23 protein-coding genes and 1 pseudogene are annotated in these 23,089 nt (G+C 70.2%); 16 read left to right on the top strand and 8 right to left on the bottom strand.

Annotated elements, in window-relative coordinates:
- Nucleotides 1–257: 257 nt before the first annotated feature.
- Nucleotides 258–956: a hypothetical protein gene (locus AC3EO7_RS14465; protein ID WP_435591445.1), complete on the bottom strand. Its 699-nt coding sequence runs from the start codon at nt 954–956 to the stop codon at nt 258–260.
- 168 nt (nt 957–1,124) lie between these two features.
- Here AC3EO7_RS14465 and AC3EO7_RS14460 point away from each other — a divergent pair.
- The 6 genes and pseudogenes from AC3EO7_RS14460 to recN all read left to right on the top strand — a co-directional run.
- Nucleotides 1,125–2,111: pseudogene (locus AC3EO7_RS14460) on the top strand (tetratricopeptide repeat protein); the annotation flags it as partial.
- Nucleotides 2,112–3,271: 1,160 nt separating this feature from the next.
- Nucleotides 3,272–4,162 (top strand): HAD-IIA family hydrolase, encoded by an 891-nt coding sequence (locus AC3EO7_RS14455; protein WP_431970009.1) that lies wholly within the window; start codon nt 3,272–3,274, stop codon nt 4,160–4,162.
- A gap of 13 nt (nt 4,163–4,175) precedes the next feature.
- Complete coding sequence (locus tag AC3EO7_RS14450) at nt 4,176–4,484, top strand: hypothetical protein (protein WP_431970008.1); 309 nt, start codon at nt 4,176–4,178, stop codon at nt 4,482–4,484.
- A gap of 1 nt (nt 4,485) precedes the next feature.
- Complete coding sequence (locus AC3EO7_RS14445) at nt 4,486–5,307, top strand: TlyA family RNA methyltransferase (RefSeq protein WP_435591436.1); 822 nt, start codon at nt 4,486–4,488, stop codon at nt 5,305–5,307.
- Complete coding sequence (locus tag AC3EO7_RS14440; protein ID WP_431970006.1) at nt 5,304–6,296, top strand: NAD kinase; 993 nt, start codon at nt 5,304–5,306, stop codon at nt 6,294–6,296. Before AC3EO7_RS14445 ends, AC3EO7_RS14440 begins: the two co-directional genes overlap by 4 nt.
- The gene (gene recN / locus AC3EO7_RS14435; RefSeq protein ID WP_431970005.1) at nt 6,274–8,043 is read left to right on the top strand and encodes a DNA repair protein RecN; all 1,770 of its coding nucleotides are present in this window, start codon (nt 6,274–6,276) and stop codon (nt 8,041–8,043) included. The genes AC3EO7_RS14440 and recN overlap by 23 nt, the downstream gene beginning before the upstream one ends.
- Before the next feature lie 74 nt (nt 8,044–8,117).
- On the opposite strand, the gene AC3EO7_RS14430 is transcribed toward recN, so the two are convergent.
- A complete protein-coding gene (locus tag AC3EO7_RS14430) occupies nt 8,118–8,543 on the bottom strand; it encodes an SRPBCC family protein (RefSeq protein ID WP_431970004.1) in 426 nt (141 codons plus the stop codon).
- 191 nt (nt 8,544–8,734) lie between these two features.
- Here AC3EO7_RS14430 and AC3EO7_RS14425 point away from each other — a divergent pair, with 191 nt between their 5' ends.
- A complete protein-coding gene (locus tag AC3EO7_RS14425; protein ID WP_431970003.1) occupies nt 8,735–9,049 on the top strand; it encodes a hypothetical protein in 315 nt (104 codons plus the stop codon).
- 71 nt (nt 9,050–9,120) lie between these two features.
- Here AC3EO7_RS14425 and AC3EO7_RS14420 read toward each other — a convergent pair whose 3' ends face one another.
- The 6 genes from AC3EO7_RS14420 to AC3EO7_RS14395 form a co-directional block, all read right to left on the bottom strand.
- A complete protein-coding gene (locus AC3EO7_RS14420; RefSeq protein WP_431970002.1) occupies nt 9,121–9,345 on the bottom strand; it encodes a lipopolysaccharide assembly protein LapA domain-containing protein in 225 nt (74 codons plus the stop codon).
- A 174-nt stretch (nt 9,346–9,519) separates the two neighbouring features.
- Nucleotides 9,520–10,548 (bottom strand): adenosine deaminase, encoded by a 1,029-nt coding sequence (gene add / locus AC3EO7_RS14415; protein ID WP_435591435.1) that lies wholly within the window; start codon nt 10,546–10,548, stop codon nt 9,520–9,522.
- Between the two features lie 105 nt (nt 10,549–10,653).
- Nucleotides 10,654–11,460, bottom strand: a complete 807-nt coding sequence (locus tag AC3EO7_RS14410; protein ID WP_435591434.1) for an LLM class flavin-dependent oxidoreductase — start codon at nt 11,458–11,460, stop codon at nt 10,654–10,656.
- A 113-nt stretch (nt 11,461–11,573) separates the two neighbouring features.
- Entirely contained in the window at nt 11,574–11,741 is a 168-nt protein-coding gene (locus AC3EO7_RS14405) for a hypothetical protein (protein WP_431969999.1), read from the bottom strand.
- Between the two features lie 20 nt (nt 11,742–11,761).
- Entirely contained in the window at nt 11,762–12,250 is a 489-nt protein-coding gene (locus AC3EO7_RS14400; protein WP_435591433.1) for a hypothetical protein, read from the bottom strand.
- Nucleotides 12,251–12,294: 44 nt separating this feature from the next.
- A complete protein-coding gene (locus tag AC3EO7_RS14395; RefSeq protein ID WP_435591432.1) occupies nt 12,295–12,969 on the bottom strand; it encodes a TetR/AcrR family transcriptional regulator in 675 nt (224 codons plus the stop codon).
- 178 nt (nt 12,970–13,147) lie between these two features.
- Between AC3EO7_RS14395 and steA the strand changes: the two genes are divergently transcribed.
- The 9 genes from steA (at nt 13,148) to AC3EO7_RS14350 (ending at nt 23,063) form a co-directional block, all read left to right on the top strand.
- Nucleotides 13,148–14,362: a putative cytokinetic ring protein SteA gene (steA, locus tag AC3EO7_RS14390; protein ID WP_435591431.1), complete on the top strand. Its 1,215-nt coding sequence runs from the start codon at nt 13,148–13,150 to the stop codon at nt 14,360–14,362.
- Between the two features lie 12 nt (nt 14,363–14,374).
- Nucleotides 14,375–15,319, top strand: coding sequence for a copper transporter (locus AC3EO7_RS14385; RefSeq protein WP_435591430.1), 945 nt, complete (start codon nt 14,375–14,377; stop codon nt 15,317–15,319).
- Between the two features lie 168 nt (nt 15,320–15,487).
- Nucleotides 15,488–17,209: a CTP synthase gene (gene pyrG / locus AC3EO7_RS14380; RefSeq protein ID WP_435591429.1), complete on the top strand. Its 1,722-nt coding sequence runs from the start codon at nt 15,488–15,490 to the stop codon at nt 17,207–17,209.
- Nucleotides 17,209–17,868 carry an NUDIX domain-containing protein gene (locus AC3EO7_RS14375; RefSeq protein ID WP_431969993.1) on the top strand — a complete coding sequence of 220 codons (660 nt, stop codon included), beginning with the start codon at nt 17,209–17,211 and terminating at the stop codon, nt 17,866–17,868. Before pyrG ends, AC3EO7_RS14375 begins: the two co-directional genes overlap by 1 nt.
- A gap of 12 nt (nt 17,869–17,880) precedes the next feature.
- Nucleotides 17,881–18,825, top strand: coding sequence for a site-specific tyrosine recombinase XerD (xerD, locus tag AC3EO7_RS14370; RefSeq protein WP_431969992.1), 945 nt, complete (start codon nt 17,881–17,883; stop codon nt 18,823–18,825).
- 281 nt (nt 18,826–19,106) lie between these two features.
- Complete coding sequence (locus AC3EO7_RS14365) at nt 19,107–20,081, top strand: ParA family protein (protein WP_435591428.1); 975 nt, start codon at nt 19,107–19,109, stop codon at nt 20,079–20,081.
- 80 nt (nt 20,082–20,161) lie between these two features.
- Nucleotides 20,162–21,076 (top strand): segregation and condensation protein A, encoded by a 915-nt coding sequence (locus AC3EO7_RS14360; protein ID WP_435591444.1) that lies wholly within the window; start codon nt 20,162–20,164, stop codon nt 21,074–21,076.
- A gap of 56 nt (nt 21,077–21,132) precedes the next feature.
- Nucleotides 21,133–21,816 carry an SMC-Scp complex subunit ScpB gene (gene scpB / locus AC3EO7_RS14355; protein WP_431970020.1) on the top strand — a complete coding sequence of 228 codons (684 nt, stop codon included), beginning with the start codon at nt 21,133–21,135 and terminating at the stop codon, nt 21,814–21,816.
- 8 nt (nt 21,817–21,824) lie between these two features.
- The gene (locus AC3EO7_RS14350) at nt 21,825–23,063 is read left to right on the top strand and encodes a pseudouridine synthase (RefSeq protein ID WP_431969990.1); all 1,239 of its coding nucleotides are present in this window, start codon (nt 21,825–21,827) and stop codon (nt 23,061–23,063) included.
- Nucleotides 23,064–23,089: the final 26 nt, after the last annotated feature.

Genomic DNA, 23,089 nt, shown 5'->3' with positions numbered 1-23,089 from the left:
CTTTCACGATAGGGGACCCAATTCTGGGTCCCCTATCGTCGTTTGGGCGCTTTCGCGCCCGTGACGCCGTCGCGTCCGAGCCCCACCGACGGCACGTGATTCAATTTGTTGGGGCCCTGAACAACTTCAGCGGAACCTAGAAAGGGATCACCGTGTCCGAACACAACGACGGTCGGAAGCCATTCCGACGTAGCGCTTCCGACTCCGGTCAGCGCGACGCCGGTTCTGACCGGCCGTCCCGCGGCACGGGTGGCTCCTCACGCGGCGACCGCGAGGGCAATGCCGGGCGCGGCGGCTTCGACCGCAGGAGCGGATCGGGCGAACGCGGTGAATCCGGTGGCCGCGGCGGCTTCCAGCGCCGCGACGATTTCGGCGGCCGCGGCGGCGCGGGCCGACGTCAGGACTCTGAAGGTCGCGGCGGTTTCGGCCGCGGCGGCGAACGTCGTGGTGGTTACCAACGCGGCGAGGGCTCCGGCGAGCGCGGCGGCTATGGTTCGCGCGGCTCCTCCGAGGAGCGCGGCGGCTTCCAGCGCCGGGGCGACTCGGGCGAACGCGGTGGTCACGAGCGTCGCGGCGACTCCGGGGATCGCGGCGGTTTCAAACCGCGCGGCGGCTCGGGTGAGCGTGGCGGATTCGACCGGCGTGGCGGTTCGGGTGAGCGCGGTGGTTACGAGCGTCGCGGTGATTCCGGGGAACGCGGTGGTTACGAGCGTCGCGGTGACTCCGGGGAACGCGGTGGCTTCAAGCCGCGCGGCGGCTCGGGTGAGCGTGGCGGATTCGACCGGCGTGGCGGTTCGGGTGAGCGCGGTGGTTACGAGCGTCGCGGTGACTCCGGGGAACGCGGTGGCTTCAAGCCGCGCGGCGGCTCGGGCGAACGTGGCGGCTACGACCGTGGCGGTTCGGGCGAACGCGGTGGTTTCAGCCGTGGCGGTTCCGGTGAGCGTGGCGGATTCCATCGGGGCGGTTCCGGCGATCGTGGCGGATTCGGCCGCGGTGATTCAGGAGATCGCGGAGGTTTCGAGCGCCGCGGGGATTCCGGGGAACGCGGTGGCTTCAAGCCCCGACGCGACTCCGAGGACAAAGGTTTCAAGCCGCGCGGCGATCGCGGCGGCGATTTCGGTGAGCGGCGCGGATTCTCGGGTCGCGGTGACTCCGAAGACCGTGGCGGTTTCGAGCGTCGCGAGTCGGGTGAGCGCGGTGGTTTCCAGCGTCGTGGTTCCGGCGACCGCCCCGATTTCGGTCGGCGTGGCGAAGGTTCCGGCGGACGGCGCGACGCTGAGGAGCGCGGCTTCGATCGTGGCGAGAGCGGCGATCGCGGCGGCTTCAAGCGTCGCGGCGAATCGGGTGACTACGACCGCGGAACGCAGGACCGTCGTCGCGGCGGCGAGGGCGCACGAACCGGTGGTCGTTCGCTGGATCGGCGTCCCCCGCGTCCCGAGGAACCGGATCTGCCGGACGACGTGCAGGCGTCCGACCTGGACACTGCGATCCGCCGCGATCTGCTGAGCCTGGACAAGGGCAATGCCGAGACGGTGGCACGGCACCTGGTGATGGCCGTCCGCCTCGTCGAGGACGATCCGCGCCTCGCCCTCGCGCACGCGCGCGCGGCCAGACAGCGCGCGGGCCGGATCGCCGTGGTGCGCGAGACCGCGGGCGTCGTGGCCTACCACGCGGGAGAGTGGGCGGAAGCGCTGTCCGAGCTGCGCACCGCACGACGCATGTCCGGCGGTTCCGGTCTGCTCGCGGTGATGGCCGACTGCGAACGCGGTCTCGGTCGTCCCGAGCGCGCCATCGAACTCGGCCGCAGCGAGGAAGCCCGCGCGCTCAGCGGCGACGAGGCCACCGAGCTGCGCATCGTCGTGGCCGGCGCCCGCATGGACCTCGGCCAGTACGACCAGGCCGTGGTGACCCTGCAAACCTCCGACCTCGACCCAGAGCGCACCGGCTCCGCCGCCGCCCGCCTGTTCTACGCCTACGCCGACGCCCTGGTGGCCGCAGGCCGCACCGACGAGGGCCTGACTTGGTTCCTCAACGCGGCCTCCGCCGACCTCGACGGCGAGACCGACGCCGAAGAACGCGCGGAAGAGCTGACCGGCGACGCCGACCTGTAGGTCCGCGCCAACCGCCAACCGCCAACCGCCAACCGCCAACCGGTGAGAGGTGCACAGCGACCGGCGATCGATACGGGCGAGCGACAGTCCGGGACGAGCCGGATAGCTGCCGAGATCCGCACTGTGTCGCGGGGCGCCCGTTGACAGTAAGCGCCGATCAGCGACCGCTACCAGCGATTGACCGGCATCGGGGAGCTATCGCGATCTACGGTCCAGCCATGCGGCGCTGACTGTTCGAGGGTCGGCCGCCGACGGTTGGGTGCCGCCCGGTGACGGCTGGTGAGCGTCCATCGGGCAGCGGTCCGGGCAGTGACCGTGATCTGCGGTCCGGCTACGCGGCGCTGCCGGTTATTGGCTGCCCGCCGACCGGTGATCGCCGCACGGTAACCGCTGGCAAGCGACGATCTGGCGGTGGGCCGGGCGGCTACCGCGATCCGCCCACGCGTGCTGTCTGTCGCAGATCGACCACCGACAGTGATCGCCCCGCGGCGACCGTTGGCCAGCGACTGTCTGGCGGTGGGGCAGGTGGTTACTGCGATCCGTGGACCGGCTGAGCACGCTGCCTGTCACGGAGCGCCCGCCGACGGTGATTACCGCCTGGGGCGGCTGGCGAGTGACCGTGCGGCAGGAGGCTGGGCGGTTACCGCGATCTGTCTGCGGTCTCGGCATGCCGTGCTGACTGTTGGGTCGCCCGCCGACCGGTGATCGCCGCACGGCCACCACTGTCAGCGCCCATCCAGCAGGGACGGCCGGGCGGTTGCCGCGATCGGCGCACCACACTTGGAGACGTCCGTCGTGAATGATCGTCCGGCTTTTCCGCGTGAACGGGCAGGGATCTCCAGGTTGACGCCCCAGTCCCGGATAACGCGTCGATCAGCGGTCCGCCCGGATGTGATGCGCCGTCGCGGAACGGGTTTGGTCCCTCGAGACGTGTTCTCGGTCGAGTGGTCCGGTGGTTGTTCGCAGCTGTGGGGCAGGCAACGCGATGCCGTATCTGTCGGCTGACTGACGTAGGGTCGAATCCTCGGCGTGTTGTCGAGGCGGCTCGGATCGGCGGCCGTGCGTGGCGACTCGGCCACGGCGGCGGCGTCGGGGCCGACCGACCTTGGGCGCGCATGGAATTCGGCACGCGCCGAGTGGTGACACGAAGTGAGAGTGGTGTGAAGCGGCTACGAGATCGCTATGAAGCCCTGTTGCTGGACCTGGACGGCACGCTGTACCGCGGTCCCGCGGTGATCGAGGGTGCGCCGGAGGCGTTGGCGGGCGCGGGCGAGTCGGAGCAGCGGCTCGTGTACGTCACCAACAACGCCAGCCGCGGGCCGGAGGTGGTCGCCGAGCATCTGGCGGAGCTGGGCTTCCCCGCGACCACCGAGGACGTGGTGACCAGCGCCCAGGCGGCCGCGCGGCTGCTGGCCGAACGCCTGCGGCCCGGCGCCGAGGTGCTCGTGGTCGGCACCGACGATCTCGTCGCGGAAGTCGACGCGGTCGGCCTGCGCGCCGTCCGCCGGTTCGACGGGACCGTGCCCGCCGCCGTGGTGCAAGGGCATTCGCCGCAGACGGCCTGGCCCGATCTGGCCGAGGCGGCGTACGCGCTGCGCGCCGACGCGCTGTGGGTGGCGGCCAACACGGACAAGACGCTGCCGAACGAGCGCGGTCTCGCGCCGGGCAACGGCGCGATGGTCGCCGCACTGCGCGCCGCGTCGGACCGCGAGCCGATCGTCGCGGGCAAGCCGTACGCGCCGCTGCTCGAGGACGCTCTGGTCCGCGCGGGCACCCGCAGCGCGCTCGTCGTCGGCGACCGGCTGGACACCGACATCGAGGGCGCCCAGCACGTCGGCCTTGATTCGCTGCTGGTGCTGACCGGCGTGAGCACTCTGGACGAGCTCCGTACCGCGCCCGAGACGCGCATCCCCACCTACGTCGCGGATTCCCTGGACGCGCTGAACCACCCTCCGGTCGAGGACGAGTCGACGGACGACCTGTCCGAGCGGCTGCGGAGGAACCCCGGCCGGGCGGTGACGGTGCGCGCGTCCGATTCGGAAATCGGATAGCGTTGGCATCACGATGACTACTCCGACGCCCCGCCCGCAGGGACCCGGTGTGCCCGGTCCCGGACCGAACGCGCCCCGCCCCGGCGTCCCGCTGCCCGGCAGGCATCTGCCGGGCGCGCAGGGTCGCCCGGAGCCCGCCGACCCGGACCGGATTCGCACCGAGATCGACAGCCTGCTGGCCGAGCTCGACGTCCGGGGCGCCGCCTTCGTGGCGGCCGCGGACAGCGCGGAATCCGGCGCCGACATCACCCGGCGCGCGCGCATCCTGGAGCAGGCACACGACGTGCTGGTCCAGGCCCTGGCTACGGTGGACAAGATCTGAGGTGGCCAGGCGCGCGCGAGTGGACGCCGAACTCGTTCGCCGCGGGTTGGCGCGATCGCGGGAGCACGCGGTCGAGCTGATCGGCGCGGGTCGGGTCCTGATTGCTGGATCGGTCGCCACCAAACCGGCGACCGCGGTGGAAACGGGCACCCCGCTGCTGGTGCGGGAGGAACCCGACGAGGTGCAGTGGGCCTCGCGCGGTGCGCACAAACTCCTCGGCGCGCTGGAGCGATTCGAGCCGGAGGGCGTGCGTGTCGCGGGCAAGCGCTGCCTGGACGCGGGCGCGTCGACCGGCGGGTTCACCGACGTGCTGCTCAGCCGTGGCGCGCGGGAAGTGGTGGCGGTCGACGTCGGGTACGGCCAGCTGATCTGGCGGTTGCAGAACGACGACCGTGTGCGCGTCCACGACCGCACCAACGTCCGCAACCTGACGCCCGAACTCATCGACGGCACGGTCGAACTCGTCGTCGGTGACCTGTCGTTCATCTCCCTCGGCCTGGTGCTGCCCGCACTGGCCGCCTGCGCCGCCGACGGCGCCGATCTGCTGCCCATGGTGAAACCGCAGTTCGAGGTGGGCAAGGAGCGGGTCGGCTCGGGTGGTGTCGTGCGCGATCCCGCGTTGCGCGCGGAGGCGGTGCGCACGGTCGCCGCGGTGGCCGCCGAACACGGGCTGCGCACCCTCGGTGCGGTGGCCAGCCCGCTTCCCGGTCCGTCGGGCAATGTCGAATACTTTCTGTGGCTGCGCAAGGACGGGCAGTTCGAATACGACGCGCAAGAGGTCGCCGCGCTCGTCGAGCGCGCGGTTGAGGAGGGTCCACAGTGAACGCGGTGACGCCGGAATCCGGCGGCCGGGAGATCCTGCTTGTCTCGCATCCGGGCCGGGCGGAGATCATCGAGACCGCCCACCGGGTGGCGAAGATCTTCACCGAGGCGGGAATCGGGCTGCGGGTTCTCGATGACGAGGCCGACAGCACCCGGTTCGATGTCGAGGCAGGCCAGGACACGATGGCCTGCGCGGCGCCCGGCGGATATCCGGTGCAAGTGGTCGAGCACGGGCCGGAGGCCGCGGTCGGGTGCGAGATGGTGCTGGTGCTCGGCGGTGACGGTACGTTCCTGCGTGCCGCCGAACTGGCGCGTCCGGCGTCGGTGCCGGTGCTGGGAATCAATCTGGGCCGCATCGGCTTTCTCACCGAGGCCGAGGCCGAGCACTTGGACGAGGCGCTCGGCCAGGTGGTGCGCGGCGACTACCGCATCGAGCATCGGATGACGATCGACCTGTCGGTCCGGGTGGACGACGAGGTGGTGGACACCGGCTGGGCGTTGAACGAGGCCAGCATCGAGAACGCCTCGCGCATGGGCGTGTTGGAGGTCGTGCTCGAGGTCGACGGGCGACCCGTCTCGTCGTTCGGCTGCGACGGCATCCTGATCGCCACGCCGACCGGCTCCACGGCCTACGCGTTCTCGGCAGGCGGGCCGGTGGTGTGGCCGGAGCTGGAGGCGCTGCTGGTGATCCCGAGCAACGCGCACGCCCTGTTCGCGCGACCCCTGGTGACCAGCCCGGAGTCCAGGATCGCGGTGGAATCCGTTGCCACGGGCCACGATGCGATAGTTTTCCTGGACGGCAGGCGCACCATGGCGTTGCCCAAGGGCGGCCGGGTGGAGGCGGTCCGCGGCGCCGAACCGGTGCGCTGGGTGCGGTTGGACTCCGCGCCGTTCGCGGACCGGATGGTGCGCAAGTTCCAGTTGCCTGTGACCGGCTGGCGAGGCCGACGGCGAACGGAGAGCACACGTGCTGACAGAGATCAGGATTGACAGCCTCGGCGTCATATCCACGGCCACCGCGCAGTTTCACGAGGGTCTCACCGTCCTGACGGGTGAGACCGGCGCGGGCAAGACCATGGTGGTGACCAGCCTGCACCTGCTGAGCGGTGCGCGCGCCGACGCGGGCCGGGTGCGGCTCGGCGCGGCGCGCGCGGTGGTGGAGGGCCGCTTCACCGTCGACGACGTGAACGAGGCCGCCCGCACCGAGGTCGGTCAGGTGCTGGAGTCGGCGGCGGCCGAGGCCGACGACGACGGCAGTGTCATCGCGATCCGCACGGTGAACAGCGATGGACGCTCCCGCGCGCATCTCGGTGGCCGCGGCGTGCCCGCCTCGGTGCTGGCCGATTTCACCGCGCCGCTGCTGACCGTGCACGGCCAGAACGACCAGCTGCGTTTGCAGCGTCCGGAACAGCAACTGAACGCGCTGGACCAGTTCGCCGCCGAGACGGTCGGTTCGCTGTTGCGCAAGTATCAGGTGCATCGTCGTTCCTGGCTCGACGCCCGCACCGAGCTGCTGGAACGCACCGCTCGCAGCAGGGAATTGGCGTTGGAGGCCGACCGGCTGAAGTACTCGCTCACCGAGATCGACGCCATCGCACCGGAACCCGGCGAGGACGCGCGGATCGTCGACGAGGTGCGCAGGCTCAGCGATCTGGATTCGCTGCGCGAGGCCGCCGCGACCGCGCACGACGCGCTCGCCGGTCCGGCCGACGCGCCCGAGGACGGTTCCGGCGCACTGGAATTGCTCGGCGCGGCGCGTTCGCGGCTGGAGTCCGCCGACGATCCGGCTCTGTCCGCGCTCGCGCCCCGGCTGGGCGAGGCCATCGCGGTGGTCGTCGATCTGACCACCGAGCTCAGCGGCTACCTCTCCGACCTGCCCTCCGATCCCGGTGCGCTGGACTCGCTGCTGACCAGGCAGGCCGAGCTCAAGAGCCTGACCCGCAAGTACGCCCCCGACATCGACGGAGTGCTCGCCTGGGCCGACGAGGCGCGCACCAGGCTGGATTCGCTCGATGTGTCCGAGGAGGCGCTCACCAAGCTGGCGGCAGAGGTGGACATCGCCGCCGAGCGAGTGCGCACGGCGGCCCGCAAGCTCACCGCCGCGCGCACCAAGTCGGCGGGCAAGCTGGCCGCGGCGGTCAGCGCCGAGCTCGGCGGGCTGGCGATGGGGAAGGCCCGGTTGGAGGTCGAGGTGCGTCCGGTGCCCGCGGGCGCGCAGGATTCCGCGCCGCTGAACGTCGATGGCGTCGACTTGCACGCGGGCGCGTCCGGCGTGGACGAGGTCGAGTTCCGTCTCTCCGCGCATTCGGGCGCGCAGTCGCTGCCGCTGAGCAAGAGCGCCTCGGGCGGCGAACTCTCCCGCGTGATGCTCGCGCTCGAGGTGGTGCTCGCCAGTTCCGATCACGGCGCGACGATGGTGTTCGACGAGGTCGACGCCGGTGTCGGCGGCCGCGCCGCGGTGGAGATCGGCCGCAGGCTGGCCCGGCTGGCGCGCACCCATCAGGTCATCGTGGTGACCCACCTGCCCCAGGTCGCGGCGTTCGCCGACACGCATCTGGTGGTGAACAAGTCCGACGACGGCAAGGGCAAGGTCAACAGCGGCGTCCGCGCGCTCACCAAGGACGAGCGCGTCATCGAGCTGGCCCGCATGCTCGCCGGTCTGGACGACACCGAGACCGGTCGCGCGCACGCCGAGGAACTGCTCGAGACCGCCCGCGCCGAACGCGCGACCGTCTGACCTCCCTGAACAAACGAAAAGGCCCTCGCCCCCGAGCATTACGCCATCGGGGGCGAGGGCCTTTCCATGTCAGCTCAGCTGAACGCCTTCTGCGTGCCCTTGATGAACTGGTTGATCAGCACCCGCAGGCCGGCTTCGACCGCCTTGGCGGGCACCGGCAGGCTCGGCTCCGACTCCATCGTGTAGGACACCCGCGTGCCGCCGCTCTCGGCGTCGCTGAAGGTCACGATGCCGACGTGCCGCTTCACCGGCGCGCCCTTGACGATCTTGTATTCCATCCGCTCACCGGGCACCAGCTTGGTGGTCTCCTCGACGATGCCGATGCCGCCTCGGCCGACCACGTACTGCGCTCCGACACCCTCTGGGGTCGGGGAACCCGGCTTCTTCAGGGTGAACTGCACGAACGGTAGGTGGGCGTTGATGCCATCCCGCTCGGTGAAGAACTTGTACACGACATCGCGCGGGGCGGCGATGACGACGTCGACGGTGCTGGTGGCCATGCGTGTCTCCTCTTCGAGCTGTCTGTGACGGCAGTGTATAGGTACCACGTCACGTCGCGGTGCGCCGTGTCGGCGCGGTCACACGGTCGTGGCGGATTCGCCGGACCCGGTTTCGGGGCGTGCTGACGGGCAAATGCGGGAACATCGACAGTCGAAACAGGAGGACGACGATGTTCCGAACGAGTGTTCGTTTGGCAATCATCACCGCGGCCGCCGCGTCGGCGGTCGTGCTCGGCGGCGGACTCGCCGCCGCGGCGCCGACGCTCACCGCCGACACCACCGAGGAAGGCAGTATCGCGGTCGGCAGCAACCCGACCGGGGAGCAGTGGACCTGCGTGCTGGTCGGCTCGGCCGAGGAGGCGGGTGGCCGCTACGACATGGCGCGCGCCGGGGAGAGCCGCGGCGGCTTCGCCGCGGGCAGCACGGTGACCGCGGGATGCTTGAACAACCAGACATTCGCGATCAGCCTGGTCACGGGCGTGACCTCGCTCGACGACGAGGACTGACGTACTGGTTCCAGCAGAAGTCCGACGGCGCGGTGCAGATCGCGCTGGGACCGAGCACGTGATCGCGGCGGTCAGCGGCGGCGCTTGCGCGTCATCAGCACCCCGGTGATCCAGCCGACGACGAACATGACGAGCAGGATCAGCCACATCGGTGACTCCACGCTGATCAGCAGGAATTCGATCGTCACCTTGGCGCGGTTGTCGAAGACGAACAGCACGGCGAGCACGGTCAGAACCAGTGCGACCCACTGCGTTGGTGACACCCGCGCCAAGAAAGAACGGTGTTCGGTGGCCATCGGTCGATCCTCTCTGCCCGGGTGCGCGCCGCCGCCTGCCGTGCCGTCGCCGACCGCCCGACAACCACCACTCTCGGCGACGCCGCGAATGTGCTCCGGCGCTGAGAAGTCGCCTCAATGTAGCGGAGGCGCTCGGGTGTCGTCGGCGGTGACACGCTCGCCGTCTCGACGGCCTCAGCCGTTGGCGACGTAGGCGTCGATCTCGCGCAGGTAGCCGTCCAGGCGCGCCGGGGTCAGCCAGGACGCGCGGAACGAGTTGCGGGCCAGGCGTACCAGCTGGTCGACGTCCAGGCCGGCTTGTTCGCGCAATGCCAGGTAGTTGTCCGCGGCGTAGGCGCCGAAGTAGGCGGGATCGTCGCTGTTGAGCGTGACGAGCAGGCCGCGGTCGAGCAGCCCGACGATCTCGTCGGACTTCATCTGGGCGGTGACGAAGGAATTGGAGACCGGACAGCAGGTGAGCCCGATGCTCTTGGCGCGCACCAATTCCACCAGCCGCTCGTCCTCCACGATATTGGTGCCGTGATCGAGCCGGTCGACGCCGATCTCCTCGAGCGCCTGGCGGATGTGTTCTTGGGAATCGGGCTGGTCGATGTCGCAGTGCATGGTGAGCAGGAAGCCTTCGCGGCGCGCTCGTTCGAACACCGCGGCGAACTTGCGGGGTGGGTTGCCGCGTTCGTCGGAATCGAGTCCGACGCCGATGATCCAGTCGCGGTAGGGCAGCGCCTCCATCAGCGTGGCCATCGCGTATTCCGCCGAGTGGTCGCGCAGGAAGCACAGGATCAGCTCGGCCGAGATGCCGAGCTCGCGGCGGGCCTGCACGATCGCGGAGCGGTATCCGCCGATGACCGACTGGAACGGGACACCGCGTCCGGTGTGCGCTTGCGGATCGAAGAACATCTCGACGTGCCTGATGCCGTCGGCATGCGCCCTTGTCAGGTATTCGAAGGCCAGATCGTGAAAGTCGCGCGGCTGCTGGAGCACCTGCATCGCCGGGTAGTAGACCTCGAGGAACGAGGTCAGGTCGTGGAAGCGGTAGGTCCGGCGGACCTCGTCGACGGTGCGCTCCGGCAGCCGGATGCCGTTGCGTTCGGCCAGCCGGAACTTCAGCTCCGGTTCGAGGGTGCCCTCGAGGTGCAGGTGCAGCTCGGCTTTGGGCAGGCCGCGGACGAACTCGGCGGAATCGGGACGAACCGTGCCGGTCATGGGTCACCACCGTGTGCGTCGCGGAGGGCGGCGCACCCGATGGGCGCCGCATTGCCAACGACCACGGTATCCGGTGCCGGGGGCGGATTTCCGAGGTTCGGATGTTCACAGCGCACGCTGGAGTTCGGCGGCGAACTCGTAGCTCGCCTCCCAGTCCGCGGGCGACGGCGCCAGGATCACCCGTTCGGCGCCGGACGTGGCGTATTCGGCCAGCTGGTCGGCCGCCTCGCGCGGCGTGGCGGCCAGCGGAGGGGCGACCACGGTGATCGCCGGCGCGTTGCGGCCGAATGTCTCGGCGAGCGTGGTCAATTCGCGTGCCGAGGCGGCCACGTCGGCGGGGCTCGCGCCGATCGTGATCCAGCCTTCGGCGAATTCGGCGGCGCGGCGCCGTGCCCTCGGGCCGTCGCCCGCCACCAAGACCGGCGGCATCGCCGCGCCGGGGGCGAGGGTGACTTCCCCGCCGTCGGCGAGCGTCACCGGTTTGCCCGCGACGAGGTCGGGGAGCACCCGCAGCGCCTCGTCGGTGCGCGCGCCGCGTTCGGCGAACGAGGCTCCCGCCGCTCGCCAGCCGATGTCGCCGTGGGTCGGATTGCCGGTGCCGACGCCGAGCATCAGGCGGTTCTGCGACACGTACTGCAACGTGCCGATCTGCTTGGCGGCCCAGGCAGCCGGGCGCAGGGCGAGCAGCAGCACGCTGTAGCCGATGCGGAGGCGATCGGTCACCGCGGCGGCGGTGGCGAGCGTCACCGTGCTGTCCAGGATCGGTGAGCTGCCCACCAAATGGTCGGTGGACCATACGGATTCGAGCCCCGCCTGTTCGGCGAGCCGGGCGGCCGCGCGGACGTCACCGAGGAGGGGGAGTGCGGGATCGGGGGAGGAGGTGGGCAGGATCGCGCCGAGAAGCAAGGTCATATCCGTGACGCTACGAGCGCGCGGACCCGAGGCCAATGTCGTGGAAGCTCATCCTCATGTCACGGACGCTCAGCACGAAAACCTCTGATCACCAGCCGATTCGGCAAGGTCGGTCAGCCGAGGCAGTCGAGTTGAAAGAGCCGAACGGCTACTGTGCTGTCGAACAGCGCGTCGCGGGCCTCCACCAGCGCGCCCGAGAGACCACAGGTCCCCGCCTGGAGCGCGATGCTTGCACCGGCCACACCGCCGCCGATTCCCGGCGTCGCGAGATCTGTTGCCAACGAATGTTTTCGAGAGGCTGTCAGGCGAGCGGGGTGAGGGATTCGCCGTTGACGGTGGTGATCTCGGCGCTTACCTCGCGCGGGATTTCGTACACGGCGAAGGGAGTATAGGGGCGGTAGCACTCGGGGTGATCGACGCCGCCGAGCATGGCCGGGCGGAAATCGGCTCCCTGACGGTGCAATTCGGTGGAGACGGGGGCGCGGCAGCCGGTGAGCGTGACGACCGCGAGGTAGGCGCTGCGCTCGAAGCCGGTGAGGCGACCCGGATCGCGCACGACCTCAGGCGGATTCGAGTGGACGCGTGCGGTGAACCACTCGGCGAAGGCGCGCGCGGCATCCGGGCTGTCGATGATCACCGCGAAGGGGGAGCCGTACACGCCGTTCGGATCGAACTCGACGACATTCGCGCTGACGCGCTCATCGGAGGGATCGGCGTTCGTCGCGGCGTCGCAGCCCGCGGTGAGCAGGATGCCGATGACGAATCCGAGGAGCAGCGCTGTTCTCCGCACACTGACTTATCCGGTGCGGCACCGCTCGCCGTTACCGCGTGCGGCTATTTCTCCCGGGGCAGGGTGCGCCCGAGGGCGCGCACCGTGGCGCGGAGGCGCTCGGGCGGGAACCGTTCCGGGTCGGAGAGCACCAGCCTGCCCATCGTCTCGATGAATCCGAGCATCACGTGGCCGATGAGTTCCACGTCCGCGCCCCGCGGTCCGCCGCGCACCTGGATGCCGGTTTCCAGCAGGTCGACGCAGCGCGCGAGAACCTGCTCGCGGGCGGCGGTGAGCAGTTCGCGGTAGTCGCCCGGCGCGCCTTCGGCGGGCATGAGGATGAGTCGACACCGCTTGCGGTCGGCCGCCACCGCCGCGAGGAACGCCATGACCGCCGCGATGTACTGCCCGTCCGGATCGGTGCCGCGCACGGTGTCCGGCATCGCCGCGCGGACCTGTGCCATGCCGCGCGCGTGTTCGCGGTGCAGCAGCGCGCCGATCAGTTCCGGTGCCGTCGGATACATCGCGTACAGCACGGGTTTGGCCACACCGGCTTGCTTGGCCACCTCCTGCATGGTCAGCTGCGCCAGTCCACCGCGGGCCACGACCCGCAGCGTGGCGTCGAGAAGCTGTTCGCGGCGCTCGGCGGGCGGCAGCCGCGGCGCGTTGCGCCTGCGCCTGCGCGCCGGGGGATCCGGCGAGATCTGCCAGACGCCCGAGGACTTCTTCTCGACACTCACCGGAAAATCATGCCTCGAGCGGCGGCACTGTCCGAGACGGCGGCGCGGGGAGCGTCCACAGCAAGGCGACCGTCCGGTCGGTTCGGTACTGGGACTGGCTTGTATCACTGTGACGAATGTGACTGGTGGTTCGGCGCGCCTCCACCATTGGTCGAGGGTTTGCGCCCATCATCGGGCCATGAGGATGCTGGCGTTGTTGTCGAAGAACACCGAAACGCTGCCCGGTCTCACCGGGATGGCCCGGGTGGATCGCAACACCCGGCGCCTGCTGCGGCGGGTCGGTCCCGGTGATGTCGTCGTGCTCGACGAGATGGACCTGGACCGGATCACCGCCGATCGGCTGGTCGAGGCGGGTGTGGTTGCCGTGATCAACACCTCGCCCTCGATCTCGGGGCGCTATCCGAATCTGGGTCCGGAGGTGTTGGTGGCCAACGGCATCGTGCTGCTGGACACCGTCAGTTCCGACGCCTTCACCAAGATCAAGGACGGCAGCAAGGTCCGCATCGTCGAGGGCGTCGTCTACGCGGACAAGCTGACCAAGAAGGAGCCGGAGGTCCTGGTCGAGGGCATCGAGCTCACCGAGACCGCGGTCGCGGAGCGGATGATCGAGGCGCGTAACGGCCTGGCCGACCACCTCGAGGCCTTCGCGGGGAACACCATCGAGTTCGTCCGCACCGAGAGCGCGCTGCTCATCGACGGCATCGGCGTTCCCGAGCTGGAACTCGACATGAAGCGCAGACACGTGGTCGTGGTGGCCGACGGTCCCGACCACGTCGACGATCTCAAGCGGCTCAAGCCGTTCATCAAGGAGTACGCGCCGATCATGGTCGGCGTCGGCCGCGGTGCGGACACTCTGCGCAAGCAGGGCTACCGGCCCGACCTCATCGTCGGCGATCCGGAGGAGATCACCTCCGCGACCATGAAGTGCGGCGCCGAGGTCATCCTGCCCGCCGACACCGACGGCCACGCCAAGGGCCTGGAACGGATCCAGGACCTGGGCATCGGCGCGACCACCTTCCCGTCCTCCGGCTCGCCTTCCGATCTCGCGCTGCTGCTCGCCCACCACCACGGCGCCGCGCTGATCGTGACCGCGGGCGCAGCCGCCTCGCTCGACGACTTCTTCGACCGCGGCCGCCGCGACAGCAACCCGGCCACCTTCCTCACCCGGCTCAAGCTCGGCACCAAGCTGATGGACGCCAAGGCCGTCGCCACCCTGTACCGCAACCGGGTGTCGGGAGTGGCGATCGCGCTGGTGGTGCTCGCCGCGCTGATCGCGGTCATCGTGGTGCTGTTGGCCTCGCACTCCGGCACCGAGATGCTCGACTGGGCCGCGGACACCTGGAACCGGTTCGCGGTCTGGTTCAAAGACCTACTCGAAGCCCGTGCGAAGTAGCCGGGGGAGATCATGATTCCGCTACGCCAGCACGCCGTCTCCCTGGTGGCCGTCTTCCTGGCGCTCGCGCTCGGCGTGGTGCTCGGCTCGCAGACCCTGGCAGCCGACCTGCTCTCCGCGCTGCGGGCGGACAAGTCCGACCTGCGTGAGCAGGTCGACGCACTCGGCGAACAGCACCGCCGCTCCATCGGCGAGTTCGACGCCGCCGACCGGTTCATCGCGGGCTCGGCGAACCGCATCCTCGGCGGCGCCCTCGACGGTCGTTCGGTGGTGGTCTTCACCACGCCGGACGCGGACGCGGCCGACGTGGAAGCGGTGTCGAGGGGTCTGGCGACGGCGGGTGCGCCGGTGGTGGGCCGGATCGCGCTCACCGACGCCTTCACCGACGCGACCGAAGGCGACCGGTTGCGCACCGCGATCACCAACGTCATCCCCGCGGGCGCGCAGTTGCGCACCGGCGGGGTCGACCAGGGCAGCATGGCGGGCGACCTGCTCGGCACGGTGCTGCTGCTCGATCCGGCCAACGCGCAACCCCGCAGCACCCCGCAGGAGCTCGGCCTGGTGCTGGAGACCCTGCGCGGCGGTGGCTTCCTGGCCTACGGCGACACCCCGGTGCAACCCGCTCAGCTCGCGGTGGTGGTGACCGGCGAGGGCGCGAAAGCCGCTGAGCACGGCCAGGGTTCGAACCTGGCCCGATTCGCGGGCGGACTGCGCGGCCGCGGCGCGGGCATCGTGCTCGCGGGCCGTTCCGGCGCGGCCGAAGGCGCGGGACCGATCGCGTCCGTCCGCTCCGACGCGGCCCTGGCCACCACGGTTACCACCGTCGACAACGTCGATCGGGAGATCGGCAGGGTCACCGCCGTGCTCGGCCTCACCGAACAGCTCAACGGCGGCGCGGGCCGATACGGCACCGGCGACAAGGCGACCTCGCTCACCATGGCCGCGCTGCCGGGCTGAGCGTGGAGGCTGCCCGCTCGGCGCGGCGATCCGCTCGCACCTGCGGCCGCTGCCGAGCGATACGGCTCACAGTCCGCGGCCCGGCGCTCTGACCGGCTCCCGGCGATCGATCAGCAAACGTGCGTGGCGTTCGTTTTACCGGGTGCCGACGTGTTACCGTGAAGACCCGTGGGTCAAACACGGATTCAGGCGCGAACCGCTACCAAACACATCTTCGTCAGCGGTGGTGTCGCCTCCTCATTGGGTAAAGGCCTTACCGCTTCCAGCCTCGGTCAGCTGCTGACGGCGCGCGGTCTGCGCGTCACCATGCAGAAACTCGACCCTTATCTCAACGTCGATCCGGGCACCATGAATCCGTTCCAGCACGGAGAGGTGTTCGTGACGGAGGACGGCGCCGAGACCGATCTCGACGTCGGTCACTACGAGCGGTTCCTCGACCGGGACCTGTCCAGGGACGCGAATGTGACCACGGGGCAAATCTATTCGTCGGTGATCGCCAAGGAGCGCCGCGGCGAGTACCTCGGCGACACGGTGCAGGTGATCCCGCACATCACCGACGAGATCAAGAGCCGCATCCTCGCGATGAGCGGCCCCGATCTGCAGGGTCAGACCCCCGACGTGGTGATCACCGAGATCGGCGGCACCGTCGGCGACATCGAGTCGCAGCCGTTCCTGGAGGCCGCCCGGCAGATCCGCCACGACGTCGGCCGCGACAACGTCTTCTTCCTGCACGTCTCGCTGGTGCCGTACCTGGCGCCCTCGGGTGAGCTGAAGACCAAGCCGACCCAGCACTCGGTGGCCGCGCTGCGCAATATCGGTATCCAGCCCGACGCGCTGATCCTGCGCTGCGACCGCGAGGTGCCGCAGGCGCTCAAGAGCAAGATCGCGCTCATGTGCGACGTCGATGTGGACGCCTGCATCTCCACTCCCGACGCGCCCTCCATCTACGACATCCCGAAGGTGCTGCACCGCGAGGGCCTGGACGCCTACGTGGTGCGCAGGCTCGGCCTGCCGTTCCGTGACGTGGACTGGACCGTGTGGGGCGATCTGCTCGACCGCGTGCACCAGCCGCGCGAGGAGGTCGAGGTCGCGCTGGTCGGCAAGTACGTCGACCTGCCCGACGCGTACCTGTCGGTCACCGAGGCGCTGCGCGCCGGCGGGTTCGCCTCGCGCGCCAAGGTGAAGATTCGCTGGGTGCCCTCCGACGAGTGCGAGACCGAATCCGGCGCTGCGGCCGCGCTGCGCGACGTGGACGCGGTGCTGATCCCCGGCGGCTTCGGCATCCGCGGCATCGAGGGCAAGGTCGGCGCCATCCGCTTCGCCAAGAACAGGAAGATCCCGCTGCTCGGCCTGTGCCTCGGGCTGCAGTGCGTGGTGATCGAGGCGGCCCGCTCGGTCGGCCTGGCCGAGGCCAACTCGGCCGAGTTCGAACCCGACACCCCGCACCCGGTGATCTCCACCATGGCCGACCAGGAACAGGCCGTGGCGGGCGAGGCCGATCTCGGCGGCACCATGCGCCTCGGCGCGTACCCGGCCACGCTGCAGAAGGGCTCGGTCGTCGCGCACGCCTACGGCGCCGAGCAGGTGTCCGAGCGGCACCGGCACCGCTACGAGGTGAACAACGCCTACCGCGACAAGATCGCCGCCAGCGGTCTGCGGTTCAGCGGCGTCTCGCCCGACGGGCACTTGGTCGAATTCGTCGAGCTGCCCGCCGACGTGCACCCGTTCTTCGTCGCGACTCAGGCGCACCCCGAGCTCAAGAGCCGCCCGACCCGCCCGCATCCGCTGTTCGCGGCGCTCATCGCGGCGGCGCTGAAATACAAGCTGGCCGAACGGCTACCGGTGGACATCCCCGGCGAAGAACTGGCGAGCGCGGACCAGGGAGCGTAATGAGTCACGCAGGGGGAGACGCGCCGGGCCGTCACGAATTCGAGACCGTCGCGAGCAAGACGCTGTACACCGGCGCGATCCTGGCGCTGCGCCAGGATCAGGTCGCGATGCCGGGCGGCAAGGTGGTCGAACGCGAGGTCGTCGAGCACCACGCCGCCGTCGCGGTGGCCGCGATCGATGACGACGACAATGTCGTGCTGATCCGGCAGTACCGGCATCCGCTCGGCACCCGTCTGCTCGAGCTGCCCGCGGGCCTGCTCGACATTCCCGGCGAGGACCCGCTCGCCGCGGCCAAACGGGAGCTCGCCGAGGAGACCGGGCTGGCGGCGCGGGAATGGGCGGTGCTCGTCGACGTGGCGCTCTCACCGGGTTTCACCGACGAGGCGCTGCGGGTCTACCTGGCCAGTGGGCTCTACGAGACCGAGCGGCCGGATCCGGAATTCGAAGAGGCCGACCTGGAGCTGGTCCGCATGCCGGTCACCGAGGCGGTGCGCGCCGCGCTGGCCGGCGAGATCACCAACGCCACCGCGGTGGCGGGCGTGCTGGCCGTCGTCGCGGCACGGGCAGGCGACACGCCGCTACGACCCGCCGATGCGCCGTGGCCTGGGCAACCCACCGCACTGCTGCGGCGTAAAGCCGCGACGCCACAGGAAACCTGACAGGATGCGAGGGTGCTTGCGCGCGAGATCGACTCCTACCTCGACCATCTCGCGGTCGAGCGTGGGGCCGCGCGCAACACCCTCGGCGCCTATCGCCGCGATCTGGATCGCTACCGTGATTTCCTGATCGGCCGCGGCGTCGCCGAATTGGACCGGGTCGCCGAATCCGACGTCGCCGAGTTCACCGTCGCGCTGCGCGCGGGTGGCGAGCAGCATCCGCCGCTGGCCGCGAGCTCGGTGGCGCGTGCGTTGATCGCGGTGCGCGGACTGCACCGCTTCGCGGCGGCCGAGGGACTCACCAGAACCGATGTCGCGCATGCCGTGAAGCCGCCCGCGCCGGGCAGGCGGCTGCCCAAAGCGCTGCCCTACGACAAAGTGCTGCGCCTGCTGGAGGCAGCGGGCGGCGGCACCGGCGAGGAACAGGACGCGGTCGACGGCGGCCCGCGCGGACTCCGCGATCGCGCACTGCTGGAACTGCTCTACTCCACGGGCGCACGTATCTCCGAAATGGTCGGCCTCGACGTCGACGATCTCGACGCCGACGACCGCGCCGTCGTGCTGCGTGGCAAGGGTGGCAAACAACGCATGGTGCCGATCGGCCGGCCCGCGCTGGCCGCGGTGGACGCCTACCTGGTGCGCGGGCGACCGGCCCTGGCCGCCGCGGGCAAGAACGCGGCGGGCGCGCTGTTCCTGAACGCGCGCGGCGGGCGGCTGTCGCGGCAGAGTGCCTGGCAGGTCTTGCAGGACGCGGCCGAGCGCGCTGGTATCGGCGCCGCCGTCTCGCCGCACACGCTGCGGCACTCCTTCGCGACACACCTGCTCGACGGCGGCGCCGATGTTCGTGTCGTGCAAGAACTTCTCGGCCACGCCTCGGTGACGACCACCCAGATCTACACGCTGGTCACCGTGAACACCCTGCGCGAAGTGTGGGCGACCGCCCACCCGCGCGCCCGCTGAGTCTCGCGCGCGTCGGCAACGATTGCTCGTCGCCGACCCGGACAGCGGGTATCGTCCGACATCGAAGTGCTTCCGGCAGCTCGCTCGTGACACCCGCGGCGAGTCGGGGGTGGGAAAGCACCGCGACAGCAATGCGGGTGTCGCGTGTCCGAGCGCGGGTCTCGCGCGGTCAAGCGGTAGCGTCTACCGAGAGCTGGACCGTACGAAAGCGAGGTCGGGCCCGATCGGCCTCGCTAGGCTCGGCGAGGCAACGGGCAGGAACTTCTAAGGAGCAGCGGATCGTGACGACAGCCGGAGCGGCGGAGCCGCCGATGGGTGCTGGGGCGCAGCCGCTTACGGGGCCCCGGTCGGATGGTTACTCGGATAACACAGCGGAGACGCTGTGGGGCGACGGGGCCGAGCCCGTTCCCGAGGGGGCGGAACTGGGACCCACGGGACGCCCGCTACGCCTGGTGCCCGACCCGCCGCCGGTGGCCAGGCACGGCGAGGCGCTCATCGTGGCCATGTGCAACCAGAAGGGCGGGGTCGGCAAGACGACCTCGACCATCAATCTCGGCGCGGCACTGGCCGAATACGGACGCCGCGTGCTGCTGGTCGATCTGGATCCGCAGGGTGCGCTGTCGGCTGGACTCGGCGTCGCTCACCACGATCTCGATCTCACGGTGCACAACCTGCTGGTCGGTAGCCGCACCTCCATCGATGACGTGCTGATGCGGACCAAGGTCGAGAACATGGACCTGCTGCCGAGCAACATCGACCTCTCGGCCGCGGAGATCCAGCTGGTCAACGAGGTCGGCAGGGAGCAGACCCTCGGCCGCGCACTGGAACCCGTGCGCGACCGCTACGACTACATCCTCATCGACTGCCAGCCGTCGCTCGGCCTGCTCACCGTCAACGCGCTGGCCTGCTCCGACGGCGTCATCATTCCGATGGAGTGCGAATACTTCTCGCTGCGCGGGCTCGCGCTGCTCAACGACACCGTGGAGAAGGTGCGCGACCGGCTGAACCCGCGGCTGAGCCTGTACGGCATCGTGGTCACCATGTTCGATGCCCGCCTACTACATTCGCGCCAGGTGATGGCGCGCGTCGTCGAGGTGTTCGGCGAACTGGTCTACGACACCGCCATCGCGCGCACCGTTCGTTTCCCCGACGCCAGTGTCGCCGGTGAACCCATCACCACCTGGGCGCCGAAATCCGGTGGCGCCGAAGCGTATCGGTCGATGGCGCGGGAAGTCATCCACCGGACCGGCCGGTGATCGGGGCGCCGAACCCCGCGCGAGAGACGACAACCGAGGAGCAGACCGGCCCGCACGTTGTACCGCCGCCGGGCAACTCCGTGACACCGGGCGATTCCACGACGCCGGGCAACTCCACGACGCCGGGCGATGGTGTGGCGCCCGGCGATACCGAGCCGAACGAGCAGGGCGGATCCGTATTCCGGCTCAAGCTCAGCAATTTCGAGGGTCCGTTCGACCTGCTGCTCACCCTGATCAGCTCGCGCAAGCTGGACGTCACCGAGGTCGCGCTGCATCAGGTCACCGACGAGTTCATCGCCTACACCAAGGCCATGACCGCGAGCATCAACGAACAGAGCGGGCTGCGCGCGGACAAGATCCTGGATCAGACCACCGAATTCCTGGTCGTCGCCGCGACCTTGCTGGATCTGAAGGCCGCGCGGCTGCTGCCCTCGGGCGAGGTCACCGACGCCGAGGATCTCGAGCTGCTCGAGGCGCGCGACCTGTTGTTCGCCCGCCTGCTCCAGTACCGCGCGTTCAAGCAGGTCGCCGAGCTGCTCGGGGAACTCGAAGCGGTCGCGCTGCGGCGCTATCCGCGCTCGGTCGGCCTCGAGGAGCGATTCGCCGGTCTGCTGCCCGAGGTTACGCTGGGAGTCGACGCGGCCGGATTCGCCGAGATCGCCGCCGCGGCGTTCCGTCCGCGCCCGACGCCGAAGGTCGGGCTCGACCACCTGCACGCGCACGCCATCTCGGTCGCCGAGCAGGCCGCGCTGGTGCTGGAACGGCTGAAGGCGCGCGGTGCGGGCGGGTGGACGACGTTCGCCGAGCTGGTCGCCGACTGCGAGGTGCCGGTACAGATCGTGGCGCGCTTCCTCGCGCTGCTCGAGCTGTACCGGGGCAAGACCATCGAGTTCGACCAGCCCGATCCGCTGGGCCCGCTCGCGATCAGCTGGATCGGCGACCCCGAGGACGGAACGCCTGCGCCGACCGTGACGATCGAGGAGGACTACGGGTGACGGACGCGACCACCGACACCGCGGCCGAGGACGCGGTGGCAACCGCCGCGGCGAACGTGGCGGAGAACACCACGGCGCCCAGCCGCCGCGACACAGTGGCGGGCTTCACTCCCGAGCCGCTGGACGACGCCGAATTTCGCTCCGCGCTGGAGGCGATGCTGCTCGTCGTGGACGCTCCCGCCCCGGTAGAACAGCTGGCCGCGGCCCTGGACGACACCACCGAACGGGTGGAGGCGGCGCTGCGCGCGATGTCGGCCGAGCTGACCGCGCGCGGCAGCGGCATCGATCTGCGTTTCGTCGGCGACGGGTGGCGCTTCTATACTCGCAGCGAGTACGCACCGTATGTGGAGCGCGTACTGCTCGACGGCGCTAGGACCAAATTGACGAGGGCGGCGTTGGAGACATTGGCGGTGGTGGCCTACCGCCAACCGGTGACCAGGACCAGGGTGAGCGCGGTCCGCGGCGTGAACGTCGACGGTGTGATGCGCACACTGCTCGCCCGCGGGCTGATCGCCGAGGCCGGGGTCGACCCGGAGACGAACGGCACGCAGTACTGCACGACCGAACTGTTCCTGGAACGGATCGGACTTGCCTCGCTGTCCGATCTGCCACCGCTGGCGCCCTTGCTCCCGGGCGTCGACCTGATCGACGAGATCAACGAGAGCCTGGAAACGGATCCCCGTTACACCAGGTTGAGGAAACCCGCCGAGGCCGATTTGGATCTCGGCACCGAGGATTGACAGGACAGATGAATACGCCCGCTCGCCGAGATGGCACACCGGATCGTAAGAAGAACAGCGCCCAGCCCGCCAGAGGCGGCACGGGTCGCGCCGTCGGCGCCCGCGGCGCCAGAGCAGCCCAGCGCGGCGGAACAGCGCGCGGCGCCGCACCGTGGGGGTCGGACGACAGGGGCGGCGCACGGCGCGGCGCGGGGGGTGCGGGCCAGGGCGGTTCCGCCCAGCGCGGCGCGGGCCAGCGCGGTTCCGGCCAGCGTGGATCGGACCAGCACGGATCGAGCCAGGGCGGTTCTGCCCAGCGCGGCTCCGGCCGCGGCGGCTCCGGCCAGGGCGCTCCGGCGCAGCGGTCCTCGTGGGGCCAGGGCCCGGCCAAGGCTCCGGCCGCGCGCAAGTCGAAGAACCCCAAGCCGCAGCGCCAGATCCCCGCGCAGCCGCTGCTGAGCAATGCCAAACCGGCACGCCGCCAGAACGTCGAGCCCGCGCAGACCGAGGGTCCGGCCAAGCTGCCGTGGGGCGAGGGCGAGCGGTTGCAGAAGGTGCTCGCGAAGGCCGGTGTCGCCTCGCGGCGCGCGGCCGAGGAGATGATCGATCAGGGCCGAGTCGAGGTCGACGGTGCGATCGTGCGCGAGCAGGGTCTGCGCATCGACCCGCAGACGGCCGTGGTCCGCGTCGACGGAACGCGCGTCGTGGTCCGCGACGAGCTGGTGCACGTCGCGCTCAACAAGCCCAAGGGCTGGCAGTCCACCATGTCCGACGACCTGGGCAGGCCCTGCGTCGGTGACATCGTCGCCGAGCGCATCGCGGCCGGGCAGCGGCTGTTCCACGTCGGTCGGCTGGACGCCGACACCGAGGGGCTGCTGCTGCTCACCAACGACGGCGATCTCGCGCACCGGCTGATGCACCCGTCGTTCGAGGTGTCCAAGACCTACCTGGCCACCGTGCAGGGAGAGGTCAACAACAAGATCATCGGCAAGCGGCTGCGCGACGGCGTCGAGCTGGAGGACGGCCCCGCCAAGGTGGACCGCTTCCAGGTGCTCGAGCTCGGCGAGGGACGCTCGCTGGTGAAAGTGGTGTTGCACGAGGGGCGCAAGCACATCGTGCGCCGCCTGCTCGACGCGGTCGGCCATCCGGTGACCCGGCTGGTGCGCACCCATATCGGCCCGGTGGCGCTGGGCGATCAACGGCCCGGCACCCTGCGTGTGCTCGGTCGCGATGAAATCGGCAAACTCTACGAGGCGGTGTCGTTGTGAACGGTGTGGAGATTCCGGTCGAGGTT

Source organism: Nocardia sp. bgisy118, assembly GCF_057708605.1.
The sequence above is the reverse complement of the archived record's forward strand: the minus strand, read 5'-3'. Positions and strand labels throughout refer to the sequence as shown.